Origin of the sequence: Pectobacterium sp. PL64 (assembly GCF_022477975.1) — a bacterium.
Lineage (GTDB): Bacteria > Pseudomonadota > Gammaproteobacteria > Enterobacterales > Enterobacteriaceae > Pectobacterium > Pectobacterium jejuense.
Map to the genome: position 1 here is coordinate 712,838 of NZ_CP092070.1, position 21,236 is coordinate 734,073.

The 21,236-nt window shown below is 50.4% G+C and carries 15 protein-coding genes and 1 pseudogene; 13 read left to right on the plus strand and 3 right to left on the minus strand.

Annotated elements, in window-relative coordinates; genetic code table 11:
- Positions 1–88 precede the first annotated feature (88 nt).
- Positions 89–730 (plus strand): multidrug efflux transporter transcriptional repressor AcrR, encoded by a 642-nt coding sequence (gene acrR, locus HP572_RS03090; RefSeq protein ID WP_205552767.1) that lies wholly within the window; start codon positions 89–91, stop codon positions 728–730.
- A 57-nt stretch (positions 731–787) separates the two neighbouring features.
- Here the strand turns inward: acrR and rsmS are convergent, their stop codons facing one another.
- On the minus strand, positions 788–958 hold the full coding sequence (gene rsmS / locus HP572_RS03095) for a pleiotropic regulatory protein RsmS (RefSeq protein WP_240584754.1): 171 nt from the start codon (positions 956–958) through the stop codon (positions 788–790).
- A 40-nt stretch (positions 959–998) separates the two neighbouring features.
- Complete coding sequence (gene priC / locus HP572_RS03100) at positions 999–1,535, minus strand: primosomal replication protein PriC (RefSeq protein WP_205552763.1); 537 nt, start codon at positions 1,533–1,535, stop codon at positions 999–1,001.
- 208 nt (positions 1,536–1,743) lie between these two features.
- On the opposite strand from priC, the gene HP572_RS03105 reads away from it, so the two are divergent.
- The 8 genes from HP572_RS03105 to hemH all read left to right on the plus strand — a co-directional run bounded on the left by HP572_RS03105 (position 1,744) and on the right by hemH (position 10,386).
- Positions 1,744–2,139, plus strand: coding sequence for a DUF454 family protein (locus HP572_RS03105; protein ID WP_039551575.1), 396 nt, complete (start codon positions 1,744–1,746; stop codon positions 2,137–2,139).
- Positions 2,140–2,356: 217 nt separating this feature from the next.
- Positions 2,357–2,911: an adenine phosphoribosyltransferase gene (gene apt / locus HP572_RS03110; RefSeq protein ID WP_117590688.1), complete on the plus strand. Its 555-nt coding sequence runs from the start codon at positions 2,357–2,359 to the stop codon at positions 2,909–2,911.
- Between the two features lie 74 nt (positions 2,912–2,985).
- Positions 2,986–5,058 (plus strand): DNA polymerase III subunit gamma/tau, encoded by a 2,073-nt coding sequence (gene dnaX / locus HP572_RS03115; protein WP_240584755.1) that lies wholly within the window; start codon positions 2,986–2,988, stop codon positions 5,056–5,058.
- A gap of 40 nt (positions 5,059–5,098) precedes the next feature.
- Complete coding sequence (locus HP572_RS03120) at positions 5,099–5,428, plus strand: YbaB/EbfC family nucleoid-associated protein (RefSeq protein ID WP_010286242.1); 330 nt, start codon at positions 5,099–5,101, stop codon at positions 5,426–5,428.
- Positions 5,428–6,033: a recombination mediator RecR gene (gene recR, locus HP572_RS03125; RefSeq protein WP_014914551.1), complete on the plus strand. Its 606-nt coding sequence runs from the start codon at positions 5,428–5,430 to the stop codon at positions 6,031–6,033. The genes HP572_RS03120 and recR overlap by 1 nt, the downstream gene beginning before the upstream one ends.
- A gap of 181 nt (positions 6,034–6,214) precedes the next feature.
- On the plus strand, positions 6,215–8,098 hold the full coding sequence (gene htpG, locus HP572_RS03130; protein WP_240585680.1) for a molecular chaperone HtpG: 1,884 nt from the start codon (positions 6,215–6,217) through the stop codon (positions 8,096–8,098).
- 262 nt (positions 8,099–8,360) lie between these two features.
- On the plus strand, positions 8,361–9,005 hold the full coding sequence (adk, locus tag HP572_RS03135) for an adenylate kinase (RefSeq protein WP_205552759.1): 645 nt from the start codon (positions 8,361–8,363) through the stop codon (positions 9,003–9,005).
- Positions 9,006–9,423: 418 nt separating this feature from the next.
- Entirely contained in the window at positions 9,424–10,386 is a 963-nt protein-coding gene (gene hemH, locus HP572_RS03140) for a ferrochelatase (RefSeq protein ID WP_107332486.1), read from the plus strand.
- 104 nt (positions 10,387–10,490) lie between these two features.
- Here hemH and ybaL read toward each other — a convergent pair whose 3' ends face one another.
- A complete protein-coding gene (ybaL, locus tag HP572_RS03145) occupies positions 10,491–12,176 on the minus strand; it encodes a YbaL family putative K(+) efflux transporter (RefSeq protein WP_205552754.1) in 1,686 nt (561 codons plus the stop codon).
- A 668-nt stretch (positions 12,177–12,844) separates the two neighbouring features.
- Here ybaL and ushA point away from each other — a divergent pair.
- The 4 genes and pseudogenes from ushA to HP572_RS03175 all read left to right on the plus strand — a co-directional run bounded on the left by ushA (position 12,845) and on the right by HP572_RS03175 (position 20,922).
- The gene (gene ushA, locus HP572_RS03150) at positions 12,845–14,494 is read left to right on the plus strand and encodes a bifunctional UDP-sugar hydrolase/5'-nucleotidase UshA (RefSeq protein WP_240584756.1); all 1,650 of its coding nucleotides are present in this window, start codon (positions 12,845–12,847) and stop codon (positions 14,492–14,494) included.
- Between the two features lie 210 nt (positions 14,495–14,704).
- The gene (locus tag HP572_RS03155) at positions 14,705–16,729 is read left to right on the plus strand and encodes a discoidin domain-containing protein (protein WP_240584757.1); all 2,025 of its coding nucleotides are present in this window, start codon (positions 14,705–14,707) and stop codon (positions 16,727–16,729) included.
- Between the two features lie 178 nt (positions 16,730–16,907).
- Positions 16,908–18,746, plus strand: a pseudogene (locus HP572_RS22975) (discoidin domain-containing protein).
- A gap of 178 nt (positions 18,747–18,924) precedes the next feature.
- Positions 18,925–20,922 (plus strand): discoidin domain-containing protein, encoded by a 1,998-nt coding sequence (locus HP572_RS03175; protein ID WP_240584759.1) that lies wholly within the window; start codon positions 18,925–18,927, stop codon positions 20,920–20,922.
- Positions 20,923–21,236: the final 314 nt, after the last annotated feature.

The following is a 21,236-nucleotide window of genomic DNA, read 5'->3' on the forward strand; positions in this document are numbered from 1 at the left end:
GTTCGTGCTATGTTACATACATACTTGAATGTATGTAAATCTCACTTTCCTTCAAATACAGCGGTATGGCACGAAAAACCAAATTATCATGGCACGAAAAACCAAAAAACAGGCTCAGGAAACCCGACAACATATACTGGATACTGCGTTAAGAGTGTTCTCTGAGCATGGTGTGTCCGCGACTTCATTGTCTGACATTGCCACCGCTGCTGGTGTGACCCGCGGTGCTATTTATTGGCATTTTAAAAACAAAGCCGAAATTTTTGACGGAATCTGGGCGTTGGCAGAGTCAAAAATAGATGAGTTTGAAATAGAGTATCAGACAAAATTTCCTGATAATCCACTTCGTGTGATGCGTGAATTATTGATTTATATGCTGCGTTTAACGGTTAGTGATACGCACTGGCGTTCCATTATGGAAATCGCGTTTCACAAATGTGAGTTTGTCGGTGAAATGTTGCAATCTTACAATGCGCGCAAAGAGCTTTATCTTTCCTGCTATGTCGATATTGAAGAAAATTTGATTGAGTGCATCCGCCTGGGAATGTTGCCGACGGATATTCTTCCTCGTCGTGCAGCGATTGCGATGCGTGCCTATTTTTCCGGCGTGATGGAGAACTGGTTATTTATGCCGGAAAGTTTCGATCTCGATCGGGAAGCCCCGGCGCTGGTGGATGCCTTTATCGATATGTTGCACTTTAGTCCCGCGCTACGTAAACCCGCAGGGTAAGCCGTTGCTCGCCGGCACTAACGCTTCTTACCGCTATATCACCTGAGTTTTTTTGTCTTAGGCTGAGGATTGAGCATTACTCTCTTCTTGCGAGAGCTTTCTCTCAAAATCGGTACGTACGATCTCCAGCGCGGCCAGCACAATACGCGGTTCGATCTGGTTTTCTTCCAGCAGCATAATCAAATCGACCGCCAGCTTGACATCGGGTGGGGCGTTTTCAAGTGACATGAACCCGTTCCTCTTTTTCTTCTTCGGTGAAACCGCCGCGCTATAGTCCTTGTTCCCGGCGTTCTATCTGACGCTCCAGTCGCGACAGCGCCTGACGGCAGCGTGACAGCCGTCCTTCCAGCGCCGCCAGCTCTTTCTGTAATCGCTGTTGTTCGCTGAAGAGCGTCTGCGTGGTGAGCAGGCTTTCTCTATCCTGAATCATGGAGAGTAAACGGCGTTCATAATCCTGATGTTCTGCCAGCTTGTGATACACATCTTCCGGCTGTGGGGCTGCATTTTGCTCCTGCCTGCGTAATGACTGCGTCGCCAGCTCACGCTGCAATGCGGCTATCTGGCTGACTAGCTTTTCAGCCAGAAACGCCACGCGATCGGTGCGCTGTTCTGCGACCAACTGCTTTATCGCGTGCAGGTTTTGTTCAACTTCGGCGCGATAGTCACGTAGCCGGGTGCCGTAGCTGCTAAAAAGCTGACGATCAAAGCGTGATTGCGGTACGGCTTTATCCGCCAGCGGTTCAAGCTCTTTCGCCAGCGTGTTAATTTGGTGTTCAAGCGCCTGTAGCAATCGATGCGTGTTCACTTTTTTCCCTTACGGTAAGGCTGATGATTCAGCGAGTCGGCGCGTGGTAGATCGGCACAGTGAGTCTACGTCGCCTTACTACACTGCATGAGGATATCTTAACTAATTCATCGGGCAAGGTGGTGATAAAGTGTGATGGATGTTCTCGTAGACAAAACATATTGAGTAGACAACGCATAGTGGTCGTGAACAAAGTATAAAGGTGAATATGTATCGCGTGTTGCTGATGATATTGGGGTGGGTTTCCGTTGTGCTGGCAACGTTGGGCGTCGTGTTGCCTTTATTACCGACAACGCCTTTCTTGCTACTGGCCGCATGGTGTTTTGCCCGCTCGTCCCCGCGTTTCCATAATTGGCTACTGTACCGTTCCTGGTTTGGCAGCTATCTGCGTCATTGGCAGCAACATCGGGCGTTGCCGCCGGGGGCAAAATGGAAGGCTGTCACCATGATTCTGTTAACGTTCGCGCTGTCGCTTTGGCTGGTTAAGCTCGTCTGGGTCAGGATCTTGCTGTTGGTCATTTTGGCTATTTTGCTGACCTTCATGCTTCGTTTACCCGTGATTGATCCAGAACAACAAACGCAGGGCGCGGATCCGAAAAGATAGCGTAAGCGGTGGCCTCTGTGACGAGAATACAAAAAATACGCACCCAGAGTGTGGATGGTTGCATTTATCCGTCACTTTGACTAGATTTGACCGTTTTCGTGCGCGGGTCGCCATTTTCCTCTTTGTCATAATGCCTCTTCATCACCTCATGCGATGATGAAAGCCTTGTGGTGACCGGCATTTGTATGTTCAGAACGTTTTATCAGGCACAACTATGATGACCGTAACAGCCCAGCAGCAGGCAGAATTAATTAAAAACAGTATCAAAAGCATCCCCGATTATCCAAAGCCGGGCATACTGTTCCGTGATGTCACCAGCCTGCTGGAAGATCCTGTGGCCTATGCAGCCAGTATTGAGATGCTGGCAAACCGTTACCGCAACACCGGTGTGACGAAGGTTGTTGGTACGGAAGCACGTGGTTTCCTGTTTGGCGCTCCGGTTGCGTTGGCGCTGGGAGTAGGTTTTGTTCCCGTGCGTAAACCGGGCAAGCTGCCACGTCCGACTATCAGTGAAAGCTATGAACTGGAATACGGTTCAGATACGCTGGAAATTCATGCAGATGCGATCTCCGCTGGCGATAATGTGCTGGTGATTGACGATCTGTTGGCAACTGGCGGTACGCTCGAAGCCACGGTGAAATTGATCCGTCGTCTGGGTGGTTCAGTCAGTGATGCTGCGTTTATCATCAATTTGTTCGATCTGGGTGGCGAGCAGCGTCTGACCGAGATGGGCGTCACCTGCTATAGCCTGGTTGACTTCCCCGGACATTAATCATAACAGTCTCGCCGATAGCGGCGTGGCTGTGTTAGCATGATCGCCTCAATAACTCGACTGTTGCGGTATTGATGAGCTATCAGGTTCTTGCCCGTAAGTGGCGTCCCCAAACCTTTACCCAAGTTGTCGGTCAGGAACATGTCCTGACCGCGTTGGCTAACGGCCTTTCCCTAGGCAGAATTCATCACGCGTATTTGTTTTCTGGCACCCGCGGTGTCGGGAAGACGTCGATTGCCCGTTTGCTGGCAAAAGGACTGAATTGCGAACAGGGCGTGACGGCAACGCCCTGTGGTCAGTGTGACAACTGCCGTGAAATCGAGCAGGGCCGTTTTGTCGATTTGATCGAAATCGATGCTGCGTCTCGCACTAAAGTCGAGGACACGCGCGATCTGCTGGATAATGTGCAGTACGCTCCTGCGCGTGGGCGATTCAAAGTGTACCTGATCGACGAAGTACACATGCTATCGCGTCACAGCTTTAATGCGCTGCTGAAAACGCTGGAGGAACCGCCTCCGCACGTTAAATTCCTGCTGGCGACCACCGATCCGCAAAAACTGCCTGTGACCATTCTGTCGCGCTGCCTGCAATTTCATCTCAAAGCGCTGGATGTCGAACAAATTCGTGCGCATTTGGAGCAGGTACTACAGGCGGAAAACCTCGTTAGTGAGCCGCGTGCGCTGCAACTTCTGGCGCGTGCTGCCGATGGGAGCTTGCGTGATGCGCTGAGTCTGACCGATCAGGCCATTGCCATGGGGCAGGGGCAGGTCACGACCGCTTCAGTCAGCCAAATGTTGGGCACGCTGGACGATGAGCAACCGCTGGCACTTATTGAAGCGCTGGCTAAAGGCGATGGGGCACAGGTCATGTCGCTGCTAGACCAAGTCGCGGCTCGGGGTGTGGATTGGGAATCGCTGCTGGTAGAAACTCAAACGCTGTTGCATCGCATTGCGATGGTTCAACTGCTGCCTGCTGCGCTGAGTGATGATTACGCTGCGGTTGAAGCCCGTATGCGAGAATTGGCACGTGCGCTGCCGCCAGCGGACGTGCAGCTTTATTACCAGACGATGCTCATTGGTCGCAAAGAATTGCCTTTTGCGCCCGATCGTCGGATGGGCGTTGAAATGACCCTACTGAGGGCGCTGGCGTTTCATCCCAGTCAGGTTATCGCTGAACCAGTGGCCCCCGTAAGTGCCGCGCCTGCTCAAGCTGCGCGTGCGCCTTCTCTTCAGCCTCCTGTACAGCAGCCCGGTGCTACCGCATCGGCGACGGTTCGCGCGCCAATTCAGCAACGCAGTGAACCTCATGAAGACGTGCAGCCGCCATCTTACTCTCCCGAACCGCCGATGGATGCCTCTGCGTATGCGCCGCCGCTAGGGGAAATGCCTGCTTCAACGGGTTCTGCGGATCAATATGGTGAGAGCGAGTTGCCTGATGCGACTTCTCAACTGTTACAGGCTCGCAGCCAGCTCCTGCGAAAACAGGGGAGTACGCCACCAAAAAAGGCTGATCCGGCAGCGTCTGACAACACGCGGCCGGCAACCTCAGCGCTGGAGCGATTGGCTTCGGTGACTGAGCGCAGCATTCAACGGCAAAACGCGAAGACGTCTCCCTCCGAGCCTAAAAAGCCGGAAGCGTATCGTTGGCGTGCGCAGAATAAAGTCGAAGAAGAGAAGGTCGACGTCGCAACGCCAAAAGCGCTGCGCTCGGCATTAGAGCACGAAAAAACGCCGGAACTGGTGGCACGACTGGCGGAAGAGTCACTGGATCGAGATGCCTGGGCGGCGGAAATCCATCGCCTGACGCTACCAAAGCTGGTACAACAGCTGGCACTTAATGCGTTTAAAGAGAGCGAAGAGGCAGGCAAGGTTCATTTGCATCTGCGTTCATCCCAACGGCATTTGAATTCGCCTGCGGCGCAAAAGACGCTGGCGGACGCATTGACGGCTCACTACGGGCATCCTGTAGAATTACTGATTACGGAAGACGACAATCCGGCGGTGCGGACGCCGCTGGAGTGGCGTCAGGCCATCTATGAAGAGAAGCTGGCGCAGGCGCGTCAGTCAATTCTGGCCGATACAACGATTCAAACGCTGCGGCGTTTCTTTGATGCGGAACTGGACGAAGAAAGTATCCGCCCTGTTTAACCGCTGCGAGTACGCAGCACGACGTGATAGAGAGAAAACTATGTTTGGTAAAGGTGGAATTGGCAACCTGATGAAGCAAGCCCAGCAGATGCAGGAAAAAATGCAGCAGATGCAGGAAGAAGTGGCGAATCTGGAAGTCACGGGCGAATCGGGTGCAGGTCTGGTGAAAATCACGATCAACGGTGCGCATAACTGCCGCCGTGTTGAGATCGATCCAAGCCTGATGGAAGACGACAAAGAGATGCTGGAAGACCTGATCGCTGCGGCGTTCAACGATGCCGCTCGTCGTATCGCAGAAACGCAGAAAGAGAAAATGGCAGCGGTTTCCAGCGGCATGCAACTGCCGCCGGGCTTCAAGATGCCGTTCTGATGCAGACCAGTCCGCTTCTTGAGTCATTGATGGAAGCGCTGCGCTGCCTGCCGGGCGTTGGGCCCAAGTCGGCGCAGCGCATGGCGTTTCAACTGCTGCAACGTAACCGCAGTGGCGGTATGCGTCTGGCGCAGGCGTTGACGCGGGCGATGTCCGAAATCGGTCACTGTAGCGATTGTCGGACATTCACCGAGCAGGACGTTTGTGCGATTTGCTCGAATCCGCGCCGCCAGCAAAACGGGCAGATTTGCGTGGTAGAAAGCCCGGCTGATATTCACGCCATTGAACAGACGGGGCAGTTTGCCGGTCGGTACTTTGTACTGATGGGGCATTTGTCGCCGCTGGATGGCATTGGCCCGGACGATATCGGTTTGGGGCGGCTGGAAGAGCGTCTGCAGGTGGAATCGATAAGCGAAGTGATTCTGGCTACTAACCCGACGGTAGAAGGTGATGCTACGGCAAACTATATCGCTGAACTGTGCGCGCAACACGGCGTGATGGCCAGCCGCATTGCACATGGTGTTCCCGTTGGCGGTGAGCTGGAAATGGTCGATGGCACCACACTTTCCCATTCGCTTGCAGGTCGTCAGCCTTTCCGGTTTTAATCTGTCGGCTGCCAGCATCATGTATCTGGCAGCCGCAGTCTTGTTTTTCTCTTTCATCTCACCGTTTTCTTTTTTCGCTGAAATTTACCCCTTGAAATCACCTTGGTTTATCCCCACTTGCTACTTATCGTCAGTTTAATCAGCCTGAATAATATTAGGATTGAGGTAAGCAACAATGAGTATGAAAGGCCAAGAAACTCGCGGGTTCCAGTCCGAAGTTAAGCAACTCCTGCATTTGATGATCCATTCGCTCTATTCCAACAAAGAAATCTTTCTGCGTGAATTGATCTCCAACGCCTCCGATGCGGCAGACAAATTACGTTTTCGTGCGCTGTCCGCACCAGAACTGTATGCGGGCGATGGCGACCTGCGCGTGCGGGTGTCTACGGATAAAGAAAAACGTACGCTGACGATTTCTGACAACGGTATCGGCATGAGCCGTGACGAAGTGATTGATAATTTGGGTACGATTGCGAAATCCGGCACCAAGGCTTTTCTGGAATCTATGGGTTCCGATCAGGTTAAAGATAGCCAACTGATTGGCCAATTCGGTGTGGGTTTCTACTCCGCCTTCATCGTGGCGGATAAAGTGACCGTACGCACCCGTGCTGCGGGTGCGAATGCCGATCAGGGCGTGTACTGGGAATCTGCCGGGGAAGGTGATTACACCATCGCCGACATCACCAAAGATGACCGCGGAACGGAAATTACGCTGCATCTGCGTGAAGGTGAAGACGAATTCCTGGATGACTGGCGTGTGCGTTCCGTCATCAGCAAATATTCCGACCATATCGCGTTGCCGGTAGAAATTGAATCCCGGACGGAAAGCGAAGAAGAAGGCGGTGAATCCACTCTTAGCTGGGAAAAAATTAACAAGGCACAGGCCCTGTGGACGCGCAGCAAATCAGAAGTCAGCGATGAAGAGTACAACGAGTTTTATAAGCACATCTCCCATGACTTTACCGATCCGCTGAGCTGGAGCCACAACCGTGTGGAAGGTAAGCAGGAATATACCAGCCTGCTTTACATTCCAGCGCGTGCGCCGTGGGATATGTGGAACCGCGATCATAAACATGGCTTGAAACTGTACGTTCAGCGCGTCTTTATTATGGATGACGCCGAGCAGTTCATGCCGAACTACCTGCGTTTTGTCCGTGGCCTGATTGATTCCAACGATCTGCCGTTGAACGTTTCCCGTGAGATTTTGCAGGACAGCCGTGTGACGCAAAACCTGCGTAATGCGCTGACTAAACGCGTGCTGCAAATGCTGGATAAACTGGCGAAAGACGATGCGGAAAAATACCAGACGTTCTGGCAACAGTTTGGTCTGGTGTTGAAAGAAGGCCCGGCGGAAGACGGCAGCAACCGCGAAGCGATCGCGAAACTGCTGCGCTTTACCAGCACGCAATCCGACAGCTCTGCACAGACGGTATCGCTGGAAGACTACGTTAGCCGGATGGTGGAAGGTCAGGACAAGATCTATTACATCACCGCAGACAGTTATGCGGCGGCGAAGAGCAGCCCACATCTGGAGCTGTTCCGTAAGAAAGGCATCGAGGTATTGCTGTTGTCCGAGCGTATTGACGAATGGATGATGAGCTACCTGACCGAGTTCGACGGTAAATCCTTCCAGTCAGTCAGCAAAGCGGATGAGACGCTGGATAAACTGGCTGATGAAGAAAATGATGCGCAGAAAGAAGCACAGAAAGCGCTGGAGCCGTTTGTTGAGCGTGTGAAAAACCTGCTGGGCGAGCGCGTTAAAGATGTGCGTTTCACCTACCGTTTGACCGATACGCCTGCGATTGTCGTGACGGATGCGGACGAGATGAGCACGCAGATGGCGAAACTGTTCGCTGCGGCAGGCCAGCAAGCACCGGAAGTGAAGTACATTTTTGAACTGAACCCGGAGCATGCGCTCATTAAACGTGCGGCTGACGTATCTGATGACGCTGAGTTTGGCGAGTGGGTCGAGCTGCTGCTGGATCAGGCTCTGCTGGCCGAACGCGGTACGCTGGACGATCCGAACCTGTTCATCCGCCGTATGAATCAGCTGTTAAGTGCCTGATATTGATATCCTCCAGACCCCGGTGCCAACCGGGGTCTTCCCCCGATTTTACGTTTCCTTCCGTTATTGGGCGTTTCTTCGTCTACACTGAATGGCAACATTGGGCAGACGGCAAACCGTATTTTTAGGTATCTTGCTTTTTTTCATCTGCCTGCGCGTTGCTGAAGCGAGCCCGTTCCTTGAGCATAAGCGTCTGGAATGGTATGGTTTAGCGTTTTTCAAATTTATTTTATAAATATTACATAGCAAGGGGATTTACGCGATGCGTATTATTCTGCTGGGCGCTCCGGGCGCAGGCAAAGGTACTCAGGCTCAATTCATCATGGAGAAATACGGTATTCCGCAGATTTCCACAGGTGACATGCTGCGTGCAGCGGTAAAAGCGGGTACTGAATTGGGCAAGCAGGCTAAAGAAATCATGGACGCAGGTAAGCTGGTCACTGATGAATTGGTCATTGCTCTGGTTAAAGAGCGCATCGCCCAGGAGGATTGCCGTAACGGTTTTCTGCTGGATGGCTTCCCACGCACCATTCCACAAGCTGATGCGATGAAAGATGCAGGCATCAATGTGGATTACGTTATCGAATTTGCAGTTCCTGACGAACTGATCATCGATCGTATCATTGGCCGTCGCGTTCATGCGGCGTCCGGTCGTGTCTATCATGTAAAATTCAATCCGCCTAAAGTTGAAGACAAAGACGACGTGACGGGCGAAGATCTGACTATTCGTAAAGACGATCAGGAAGATACCGTACGTAAACGTCTGGTTGAGTACCATCAGCAGACTGCTCCACTGGTTTCCTACTACCAGAAAGAAGCGGAAGCAGGTAACACGCGCTATTTCAAAGTGGAAGGCACGCGTAAAGTGGAAGAAGTTCGCGCAGAACTGGAAACCATTCTGGGCTAATTTTTCTACACGAATCATACCCAAACAGCTGAATGCCAGACGATTGTCTGGCATTTTTTCGTTCTGATATCGTCGTTTGCTTTGTTTCCTCTATTGATAGCATCGGCGTTATCCCTGCTATCTACCCGTATTTGTTTAGCTTTTTTTCGCTACAATATACCCGTCATACTTCAAGCTGCATGTTCGTTGGCAATACTCGGCCCATTTCTGAGCCTCGCCCGAAGGGCCGCCGCAAGCGGCGTTCAAATTGGCTAAGCCAATTTGTCCTTGCTCACCCCAGTCACTTACTTGAGTAAGCTCCTGGGGATTCGTGCGGTTGCCGCCTGCCTGCAACTCGAATTATTTAGTGTATGGGAATTTGATGTTACGCACTGGTGGGCTGAGAGAAAGCCTGCTTCTCCATAAAAGGAAGACGGCGATGAAACAAGAGAAATACGGCGTGCTGATGGTGAACTTAGGGACACCCGATGCCCCGACGCCGCAGGCGGTAAGGCGTTATCTGGCGGAGTTTCTAAGCGACCGACGCGTAGTGGATACGCCGCGTCTGCTATGGTGGCCGCTGCTGCGCGGCATCATCCTGCCAACCCGCTCACCGCGAGTGGCGAAGCTCTATCAATCGGTTTGGATGGAAGAGGGATCGCCGCTGCTGGTGATTAGCCGTCGACAACAGCAGGCACTGGCTGCACGCATGCCGGAAACGCCCGTTGAGCTGGGGATGAGCTATGGTTCACCTAGCCTGCGTTCGGCGCTGGATAAGTTACTGGCGCAGGGTGTCACGCAGCTGGTGGTCTTGCCGATGTATCCGCAATATTCCTGCTCAACAACCGCAGCCGTGTGGGATGGGTTAGCCGCGCAGCTGCGTGATAATCGTCAGTTGCCTGCGATTCGCTTTATCCGCGATTACGCCGAGCATCCTGCTTATATTGCGGCGTTGAAGCACCGTGTCGAGCAGTCTTTTGCTGAACACGGCGAACCCGACAGATTAGTGATTTCCTATCACGGCATCCCCGAGCGGTATGCCAATGAAGGGGATGACTATCCGCAACGCTGTCGGGCGACCACAGAGGCGCTCATTGCCGCGCTGGGGCTGCCGGAAGGCAAAATAATGATGACCTTCCAGTCGCGTTTTGGCCGTGAGCCCTGGTTGACGCCATATACGGATGAAACTATGCAGGGGCTGCCTGCGCAGGGAATCAAACACATTCAGATTATGTGCCCCGGTTTTTCCGCTGACTGTCTGGAAACGTTAGAAGAGATTCAGGAACAGAACCGTGAGATCTTCCTGCATGCTGGTGGAGAAGCATTCCACTATATTCCTGCGCTCAATGACGATCCGCTGCACATCGATCTGCTGGAACAGTTAGTGAGTAAAGCAGAATAGGGCAAGATAGTTTTTATCTGGCAACGTTTGGCGGGTATATCGTACAACGTAAAAAATGGCGGGCTTATATTTGCCCGCCATTTTCGTATTCAGCGTGTGGCCACTTAGATGGGGCATGCCTGAGGTGCAGGTGGGATATCATCCAACTTCAACAGCGTGATCATGCTGTTGGCGATTTCCCGCTCACCCATTACCACTTCGTTGGCACCGTGCTCGGTAATGTAGCTGACTTCATCGTCATAGTGCGCACGCGCGATAATCTCCAGGTCGGCACGCTTCTCACGGGCTGCCGCGACGATTTCCCCAGCTTCATAGCCGTTTGGAATCGTCAGCAATAACCAGCGGGCACAGTCCAGACGCGCAATGTCCATGATTTCAGGTTTGGTCGCGTTACCCAATACCGCTTTAATCCCCTGTTCACGTAAGGCATCAACGCGGGTACGGGAATTCTCAATGACCACGATGGGAATGCCAGCCTGATGCAATTTGGCACCAATCAGGCTACCCACGCGACCATAGCCGACCAGCAGCGCATGATTGCACATATCGACAGGAATCTGTTTCTCTTCCTCAATCGCTTCTTCCACAATCTGTTCTTCTATTGTTTCGTTCTTCGCCAGATAGCGTTCAAGCAGCGTAAACAGCAGAGGGTTTATCATGATGGAGAGAATGGCACCGGCCAGTACCAGATTCCGTCCTTCTTCGGACAGCAGTCCCAGTACAATACCGAGCCCAGCCAAAATAAAGGCAAATTCACCGATCTGCGCCAGACTGGCGGAAATCGTTAATGCTGTCCGCTTGGAGTGGCCAAAGAGCCGAACCAGTATGAAAGCAGCGGCTGACTTACCGAACACGATAATAGCCAGCGTGATCAGCACGGAAATCGGGTCGTTCAGCAGAATCATCGGATCAAACAGCATACCGACGGAAACGAAGAACAGTACGGCGAAGGCATCGCGCAGCGGCAGTGTATCGTGCGCCGCACGCTGGCTGAGTTCAGATTCGTTCAGTACCACACCAGCGAAGAATGCGCCCAGTGCAAAGGAAACATCAAACAGTTTCACCGCACCAAAGGCGATACCCAGTGCCATGGCTAACACCGCCAGCGTGAAAAGCTCACGTGAGCCGGTGCTGGCGCTTTTTGCCAACACCCACGGCACCAAACGGCGACCAACGACAATCATCAGCGTAATAAACGCAATCACTTTACCGATGGTCCAGGCCAAATCGGTCAGCAGTTTGCTGGTGTCGGCATGCTCAGAGCCGATCATGTCGCCGAAGGCTGGTAGCAGAACCAGCGTAAGGACCATCGCCAGATCTTCGACAATGAGCCAACCGATGGCGATTTGACCACGCTGACTATCAATAAGCTGTCGTTCTTCCAACGCACGTAGCAGCACTACAGTACTGGCGGTTGAGAGGCAAAGGCCGAAAACCAGGCCGCTCGCCAGGCTCCAACCCAGCATGGCGGATAATCCCATTCCAAGTAGCGTTGCCACGGCAATCTGGGCTATCGCACCGGGAATGGCGATGGACTTTACCGCCATGAGATCTTTCAGCGAGAAGTGCAGACCAACGCCAAACATCAGCAGGATGACGCCAAGTTCAGCGAGTTCTGATGCCAGTGAGGTATCGGCAACGAAGCCGGGGGTAAAAGGACCGACAAGTACGCCTGCGGCAAGGTAACCAACAAGGGGAGAGATACGCAGGCGGTTTGCCAGAATACCAAGGAGGAAAGCAAGAACCAGCCCCCCAGCGATAGTAGAAATTAGCGGTGTTGCAGCATGCATCCCAACTCCTTGTGCCATAGGTGAAACGTAATTGAGCGGATTTACCCTTCTTGCCTTGAAGTTACAGCGTGGTTAGCGGCGCTTACGTACCCTTATCACTCTTATTATGTACCGAAAAGCGTATTGGGATTCGTTCGTTTGCTGTCTGGCTGCAACGCCAATTATTCTGGGTATACACAAATTCTATTGCATATAGCGAAATGTTGCTTGGATAAAAGTGGTATTTTATGAAAAATATCAGTTTCTCCAGTTAAAGGTAGTGTAACACAGATTTAGGGATGGTTTCTCGCGATAAGCATTGATAAACATGCGTAATTATTCTGATAGCGTGATGTTCTTGGCAGTAATGCCTTACTGCTTTCCTGTGTATTCAGCGGAATAATTTTATCCACCGGCGTAAAATGCCGGAAAACAGAGGATAAACGGTGTGATGCTGGATTATTCCGATGAAGCATTCATATTAGCAAGAGTTCGTGACGGCGTGACGACAGTGCCAAGCCAGCGTGATATCGCTCCCGCTGCTATATCTCATCTGATTTTGTCGGCTACCGCACATTGCTGACGGATAGCGAGAATGCGCTTCGCGCATTGTTCATCTTGCTGTGCTAATTTGTGTGGTGAATTTCTCAGTGGTTCCACTGGGTCTTTAAAATAAACGGAGATTTATCATGCGCTTTTCAGTAAAAGCTCTGGGATGTGCGATGGCGGTATCGCTCGCGCTAACACCTGTAATGTCAATGGCTTGGGAAAAAGACAAAACATACGCTATCACTATTTTGCATACCAATGACCATCACGGCCACTTCTGGCATAACGACCACGGTGAATATGGGTTAGCGGCGCAAAAAACGCTGGTCGATCAGATCCGTCAGGAAGTGGCAAGTAAAGGTGGCAGCGTACTGCTGCTTTCTGGCGGTGATATTAACACCGGCGTGCCTGAGTCCGATTTGCAGGATGCAGAGCCAGATTTCCGCGGTATGAACATGGTCGGCTATGATGCAATGGCACTCGGCAACCACGAATTCGATAATCCGCTGTCTGTCCTGCGTCAGCAGGAGAAATGGGCGAAATTCCCGCTGTTATCGGCCAATATCTACCAAAAAAGTACGAGTCAGCGCTTATTTAAGCCTTATGCCCTGTTCGACAAGCAAGGTGTGAAAATCGCGGTTATCGGCCTGACAACGGACGATACGGCCAAATTAGGCAATCCTGAGTATTTTACCGATATCGAATTCCGTAACCCTTCAACAGAAGCGAAGCAGGTTGTTGAGCAGTTGCGGAAGAGTGAAAAGCCGGATGTGATTATTGCCGCGACGCACATGGGGCACTATGACGACGGTAATCACGGTTCTAATGCGCCGGGTGATGTGGAAATGGCGCGTAGCCTGCCAGCTGGATATCTGGACATGATTGTCGGCGGCCACTCGCAGGATCCGGTCTGTATGGCGCAGGAAAATAAAAAGCAGGTGGATTATGTGCCGGGCACGCCTTGTGCTCCCGATCGTCAGAACGGCACCTGGATTGTTCAGGCACATGAGTGGGGTAAATATGTCGGTCGTGCTGATTTCACATTCCGCAATGGTGAATTGAAACTTGAGCATTACCAGCTGATTCCGATCAACCTGAAGAAAAAGGTAGAGAAAGACGGCAAGACCGAGCGTGTTTTCTATACGCATGAAATCACGCAAGATCCTGACGTCATGAAAATGCTGACGCCGTTCCAGGAAAAAGGGCAGGCACAGCTGGGGATCAAGATCGGTAGCGTGAAAGGTAAGCTGGAAGGCGATCGCAATCAGGTGCGTTTCCGTCAGACCAATCTGGCGCACGTGCTGCTGTCTGCACAGCTTGAGCGTGCAGGGGCTGATTTCGCCATCATGAGCGGCGGCGGTGTACGCGATTCGATCGAATCCGGTGATATCACTTATAAAGATGTACTGAAGGTTCAACCGTTTGCCAACACGCTGGTTTATGTGGATATGAAAGGCAGCGACGTTGAGAAGTACCTGGCTGTCGCGGCAAATAAAAAGGTGGATTCCGGTGCCTATGCGCAATTCCTCAACGTCAGCCTGACGGCAGACGGGCAAGGTGTGCAAAACGTGAAAATCAAAGGTGAGCCGTTGCAGGCAGATAAAGTTTACCGTATGGCAACGCTGAACTTTAATGCGATGGGTGGCGATGGTTATCCGCGCCTTGATAATCTGCCGAGCTATGTGAACACCGGTTTTGTCGACGCTGAGGTGCTGAAGCAGTATATCGAGAAGCATTCTCCGCTGGATGCGGAAGCCTACGCGCCGAAAGGTGAGATCGTTTATAAGTAACAAATTAAATAACAAATAGTGATGGCGGTTGTGTCTCTGCACTGATGACATAAACCGCCATTTTTTTGGTGTTATCCTGAGATAATCATGCCGCATGTAAACCATTTAATTGATTAAATAATCTTATGTTTAGTAAAGTGCTTTAAAATAACCGACCTGCCAAATACGCGATACTCCTGATGCACCCTAACTAACGGAGTAGTCGGTACTATGAAAAACGTAAATATTGAAATCAACGTCTGTGGCAGCACGGGAAAATCAACATGTGCTGTTAATCCCCCTATTCAAGTTGATTCCCATACTTGCTGCCATTCAGACAATGGTGGTGGTCAGGAGCCCGGTGTTTCCGGTGTTGCTTCCGTATTCGGGCGTACCGGTGTCGTAACCGCACAGCCCGGCGACTATACGGCCGATCAGATCACTGAAACTGCCACCAGAAAATTTGCCACGCCGGATGAAAAAGCAGTCTGGAATGCAAAGCAGGACGCATTAATTTCTGGCACCACTATCCGCACGCTTTTTGGTCAGTCGTTGCTGGGCAGCGGTGATATCTCACTGACGCCAGCGCAAATGGGCGTTGCGGCCGCAGATCACACGCACACCACAGCGGAAATCACCGACTACACACAAAAAACGAAGCAGCTCATCCGTTCCTCGCTGGAAGCGGGGGCGGGCGTGACGCTGAGTTATAACCCGGTGAATGAGAAAACTATTATCAGCGCGGCTGGTGGTTCGGGTTCGGGTTCGGGTACGGGCGACTCGGGTTATATCGTTGCCGATCGTCAGGGCGCAACGGCGGGGCAAAATCATGCGTTCAGCATTAGCCCACAAAATACGTTTAATCTCGCGGCGTATGCGCTGAAAGAAGTCGCAGGCGCGGCGAATCAGACTTATGTGGTGGATGATTTCGGCGTGTCTAGCGAAGGGAACTACATCGTAACTCATGCTGCTGTGTTTGATAACACATTACGTCCCTATGTCGGAAAGCTATATAACTTGGCGCAATCCGGTAATTTTTATTCGTCATCAATCAAATCAGACGGTGAAAGCATTGAAATTGATGCTGTTAATAAAACACTGATTCCTGTGATGACAGCAAATAATAGTTCAGTTGGCTACACGGTTGACTCATCGTCCGAGTATTCAACGCAATACGCGGCGTGGACAGCATTCAACGGAACGTTAAATCGATACTGGGCATCCAAAACCGTACCAACAGTGGCTAACCCACATTGGTTGCGTATTACTATGGCGGCTCCTGTATTGATTGATACATACAGAATAACAAACGAAAACCTGAATGCTGGGCCACTCAGCCCGAAATCGTGGATGTTTCAGGGGAGTAATGATGGTACAACGTGGAATACGTTACATACGGTATCTAATGATACTCGTGATTGGAGGGGGGCGGTTCGAGAATATACGTTCACCAATGACACGCCGTATTCATCATTCCGTATTTTAATAACCGAGCAAAATGCTGGCCCGCATGTCCAAATTGGGGAGTTTGAAATATTCCGCAGCGAGCGATTATTGATTAACGGCAGTGATGGAAAATGGTATTCAGCGAACAATGGGATATTAACATCGGTCCCAGCACCATCTGTGGCGGAAGATTTTTATGAGACTGGTTTTTTGTCATCTGGCGTAATCTCCGAATCCTCTTTGTCAGGAATACAGCCAGTAACGATTTTTTCATCAAAAAATATTGATGCAAAAGTGCTATATACACCGCATCCTCAAATTGCCATACAGAAAACCCTGGCGAGTGCGGCGTTATGGTCACAAATCAACTCCGCAGCGCTAACAGCTACGCAGACGGGCAACGGTAAAGTGCGTGTCGCTGTCACGCGGGACTTAGTGAACTGGCATGTGTGGCGGAGCGGGGCGTGGGTTGATGTGGGAGCACTGTCAGCAGATACGGCGGGCGCAACGAAACTGATCGCCGACGGTATGACGCCTGCTGAGTTTGGCGCTATTACGGCGGCACAATGGACGCAACTGTTCTCTGCAAACAACGGTGTGCCAGACTCTCTGGCGTTCGCATTTGCGCTTGATATCACCGATCCGGTAACAGATGTCGCGACCATTGACCGACTGGTGCTGAACGTTAATGACGTGCCCAGTTGGAAAGTACAGTCTCCCGCGGAAGTGGAGATCCGCTGGCGCACCGACAGCGTGACATTCCGCACTGCGACGGCAGGTAATTACAAACTGGCGTACCAGGTGCCGTAATTCGTCTCCTGATTCTCTATTCTATTGGCCGCGTATATCGCGGCTTTTTTTATTCTGGGCTTTATAGAAAAAGAAATTATAGAAAAGGAAACCGTAGATTAGTAAAGCGCTTTAAAATAATACCCCGGTCAAATAAGTGATACTCCCTGTGCCTTTTATTAACGGAGTCATCAACACCATGAAAGACATTAATATTGAAATCAATGTTTGTGACAGTACAGGCAAAGCAACATGTACCGTTCACCCTCCAATTCAGGTTAATCCCCATACTTGCTGCCATTCAGATCATGGCGGCACTCAAGAACCCGGCGTCTCCGGCGTTGCCTCCGTATTCGGACGGACTGGCGTTGTTACTGCACAAGTCGGCGACTATACGGCCGATCAGATTACCGAAACTGCCACCAGAAAATTTGCCTCGCCGGATGAAAAAGCAGGCTGGAATGCAAAGCAGGATGCATTAATCTCTGGCACTACTATCCGCACGCTCTTTGGTCAGTCGTTGCTGGGCAGCGGTGATATCTCACTGACGCCAGCGCAAATGGGCGTTGCGGCCGCAGATCATACGCACACCACAGCGGAAATCACCGACTACACACAAAAAACGAAGCAGCTCATCCATTCCTCGCTGGAAGCGGGGGCGGGCGTGACGCTGAGTTATAACCCGATCAATGAGAAAACCATTATCAGCGCAGTGGGTGGTTCGGGTTCGGGTACGGGCGATTCGGGTTATATCGTTGCCGATCGTCAGGGCGTAACGGCGGGGCAAAATCATGCGTTCAGCATTAGCCCACAGAGCACGTTTAATCTTGCGGCATACGCGCTGAAAGAAGAAGCCGGTGCAGCAAATCAGACTTACGTTGTTGATGGTTTCGACTCATCCAGTAAAGCAAATTATGATGCAACGGATGATGTTATTTTTGATGGAGGATAATACGTGGCAGCAGAGAAGCGGGTTTTATGATGGGTATCATTCTGTCGATATTAGTGTTGTAACGGACTCCATAATCCCCAAAATGACATCTGATAACGTTCCAACAGTTTAACGCATATTACAGTTTTGATGGCGTAACTGAAACAAATCAGAAAGCATGGATTTCTAATGCCCGCCCGACTGAACAAGCACCACAATGGTTACGTATAGATTTACCGAATAAACTTCCAGTTTCTGGATATACTATTTTCTCTAGATTTATTGATTCATATGGTAATAATGTTGCTTCAGTCAGAGATTTCATTTTTCAAGGCAGTGATGATGGAATTGATTGGCATGATTTGCATAAGGTAACGAATGATACTAGAAATGACACTCGAGTTATTAAATCATTTAAGTTAGATAAAATTGTTGCATATCAACATTACAGACTGTTTATCACCAGTGTTAACGGCACTCAAAATTTTGTTGTAATTGCAGAACTTAAGTTATCCCCTCCTGAAAGTAAATTTGTCATGCGCTATGCTGATAAATTTTACACTGTCGTAAATGGAACACTCAGTGAGATAACGGATACTGTTACACCTGAGTTGATTGATAAAATTGGGGTTTCATCCGCATCTCTTAGCGGAGATGATGCTAAAAATCAATGCCGCAACGCTAACGCAGGCGGGCAACGGCAAGGTGCGTATCGCTGTGACGCGGGACTTGGTGAACTGGCATGTCTTGCGGAATGGGGCGTGGGTTGATATTGGTGCACTGTCAGCCGATACGGCAGGCGCAACGGCGCTGATTGCGGACGGTATGACGCCAGCCGAGCTCGGCGGTATTACGGCGGCACAATGGACGCAACTGTTCTCTGCAAACAACGGTGTGCCAGACTCTCTGGCGTTCGCATTTGCGCTTGATATCACCGATCCCGCGGCAGATGTCGCGACCATTGACCGACTGGTATTGAACGTCAACGACGCCTCAAGCTGGAAAGTGCAGACTCAGGCGGAAGTGGAGATCCGCTGGCGCACCGACAGCGTGACATTCCGCACTGCGACGGCAGGTAATTACAAACTGGCGTATCAGGTGCCGTAATTCGTCTCCTGATTCTCTATTCTATTGGCCGCGTATATCGCGGCTTTTTTTATTCTGGCTTTTATAGAAAAATAAATTATAGAAAAGGAAACAGTAGATTAGTAAAGCGCTTTAAAATAATACCCCGGTCAAATAATTGATACTCCCTGTGCCTTTTATTAACGGAGTCATCAACACCATGAAAGACATTAATATTGAAATCAATGTTTGTGACAGTACAGGCAAATCAACATGTGCCGTTCATCCTCATACCTGCTGCCATTCAGATAATGGCGGCAATCAAGAACCCGGCGTCTCCGGCGTTACATCAGTATTCGGGCGTACCGGTGTTGTCACTGCACAGCCAGGCGACTATACAGCCGATCAGATTACCGAAACCGCTACCAGAAAATTTGCCACACCGGATGAAAAGGCGGCCTGGAATGCAAAGCAGGATGCATTACTCTCTGGCACCACTATCCGTACGCTCTTTGGCCAGTCGTTGCTGGGCAGCGGTGATGTTTCACCGACACCAGCGCAAATGGGCGTTGCGGCCGCGGATCACTCGCACACCACCGCGGAAATCACTGACTACACGCAAAAAACGAAGCAGCTTATCCATTCCTCGCTGGAAGCCGGGGTGGGCGTGACGCTGAGCTATGATCCGGTGGATGAGAAAACCATTATCAGCGCGGTTGGTGGTTCGGGCACAGGCGGTTATGGCTATATTGTTGCAGATCGTCAGGGTGCAACAGCGGGACAAAATCATGCATTCAGCATTAGCCCACAAAGTACGTTTAATCTCGCAGCATACGCGCTGAAAGAAGTCGCAGGCGCGGCGAATCAGACTTATGTGGTTGATGATTTCAATGCGTCGAGTGAACAAGGTTATAACGCGACGAATGCGGTTATGTTTGGTGATCTACTACATCTTTACACCGGTGTATCGGTACAGCTGGAAAAAGACGGTGAGTTTTATTCATCGCCAGTTCACGCGGATGGGAGATTTATCTCGATCGAGCTACCTGATGTTAAAAGTAATATTATCCCTACAATGTCTGCAAATGATTACGAAGGGTTTAGTGCTGCATCCAGTAGTCAATTAAATGAAAATTCACCAGCATATAAGGCTATGAATGGAACAACAATAAATAATCTTGATGCGTGGTGGTCATCAAAAAAACCAACATCAGAATTTCCCCAATGGATACAGGTGAAATGCCCGAACCCAACCAAGACTGATGGGTTACGAATAACCAACATGAATACTCCGTATGCCAATGACTTGGCATCACCAAAGTCATTTCTATTACAAGGGAGTAATGATGGGGCAAATTGGGATGAAATATATTCAGTAGTTAATGATAGTCGAAATGGTAATCAACAGCTGCGAGAGTGGTCATTCCCCAAAAGTGAAGCGTATATTTACTTTAGGCTTAATATAACCGATAGCAATGGTAGTGGTAATTTTGTCCAAATTGGAGGCCTGGAATTACTTTCAGCTAATGATAGTGTTCTGATAAAAACAGGAACAGGAGAATATTTTACGGCGAGTAACGGTATGTTATTTTCGGCTGAATTAAAACCATTTAATGGATTTTCCGATAGCGGGAAAATTATGGCATCACAGCTGGTTGGAAAATTACCGATATCTATTGTGTCCACATCTCAGCTGAAGGTGTCAGTGAAATACGCACCTTACTCAGAAATAGCCATTCAAAAATCACTGACGTCCGCAGTATGGTCACAGATTAATTCCGCAACGCTAGCAGCTACACAGACAGGTAATGGCAAAGTGCGTGTCGCCGTGACGCGGGATTTAGTGAACTGGCATGTCTTGCGGAACGGGGCGTGGGTTGATGTTGGTACGCTCTCAGCCGATACCGCAGGCGCAGAAGCACTGATTGCGGACGGTATGACGCCAACTGAGCTCGGTGGTATTACGGCGGCGCAGTGGACGCAGCTGTTCTCATCCAATAACGGCGTGCCGGACTCAATCGCGTTTGCGCTTGCACTCGATATTACCGATCCCGCGGCAGATGTCGCGGCTATTGACCGACTGGTGCTGAACGTCAACGATGCGTCCAACTGGAAAGTTCAATCCCCCGCGGAAGTGGAGATTCGCTGGCGCACGGACAGTGTGACATTCCGCACAGCAACGGCAGGTAATTACAAACTAGCGTATCAGGTTCCATAATTTTTCTCCCGATGACATTTTCAAATGGCCGCGTATATCGCGGCTTTTTTTATTCTGAATTTTACAGAACATGAAGCAGTAATTTATTAAATCGCTTTAAAATAATGTTTATAAAAAATAAATGATACTCTCTATGCATGAACTGTGAAGAGAGGGCTCTAAGAGTCCGAACTTAGTACGCCTCTCAATCTGGCAGAAAATAGCAGGAAAACGCTGATCTAACTCTACCGCGTCAATATCGATCCAGTTGGCATGTTAGAGCTGATTAATACAGGCAATAACCTCGTCGGATTAGAAATTACGTCATTAACATT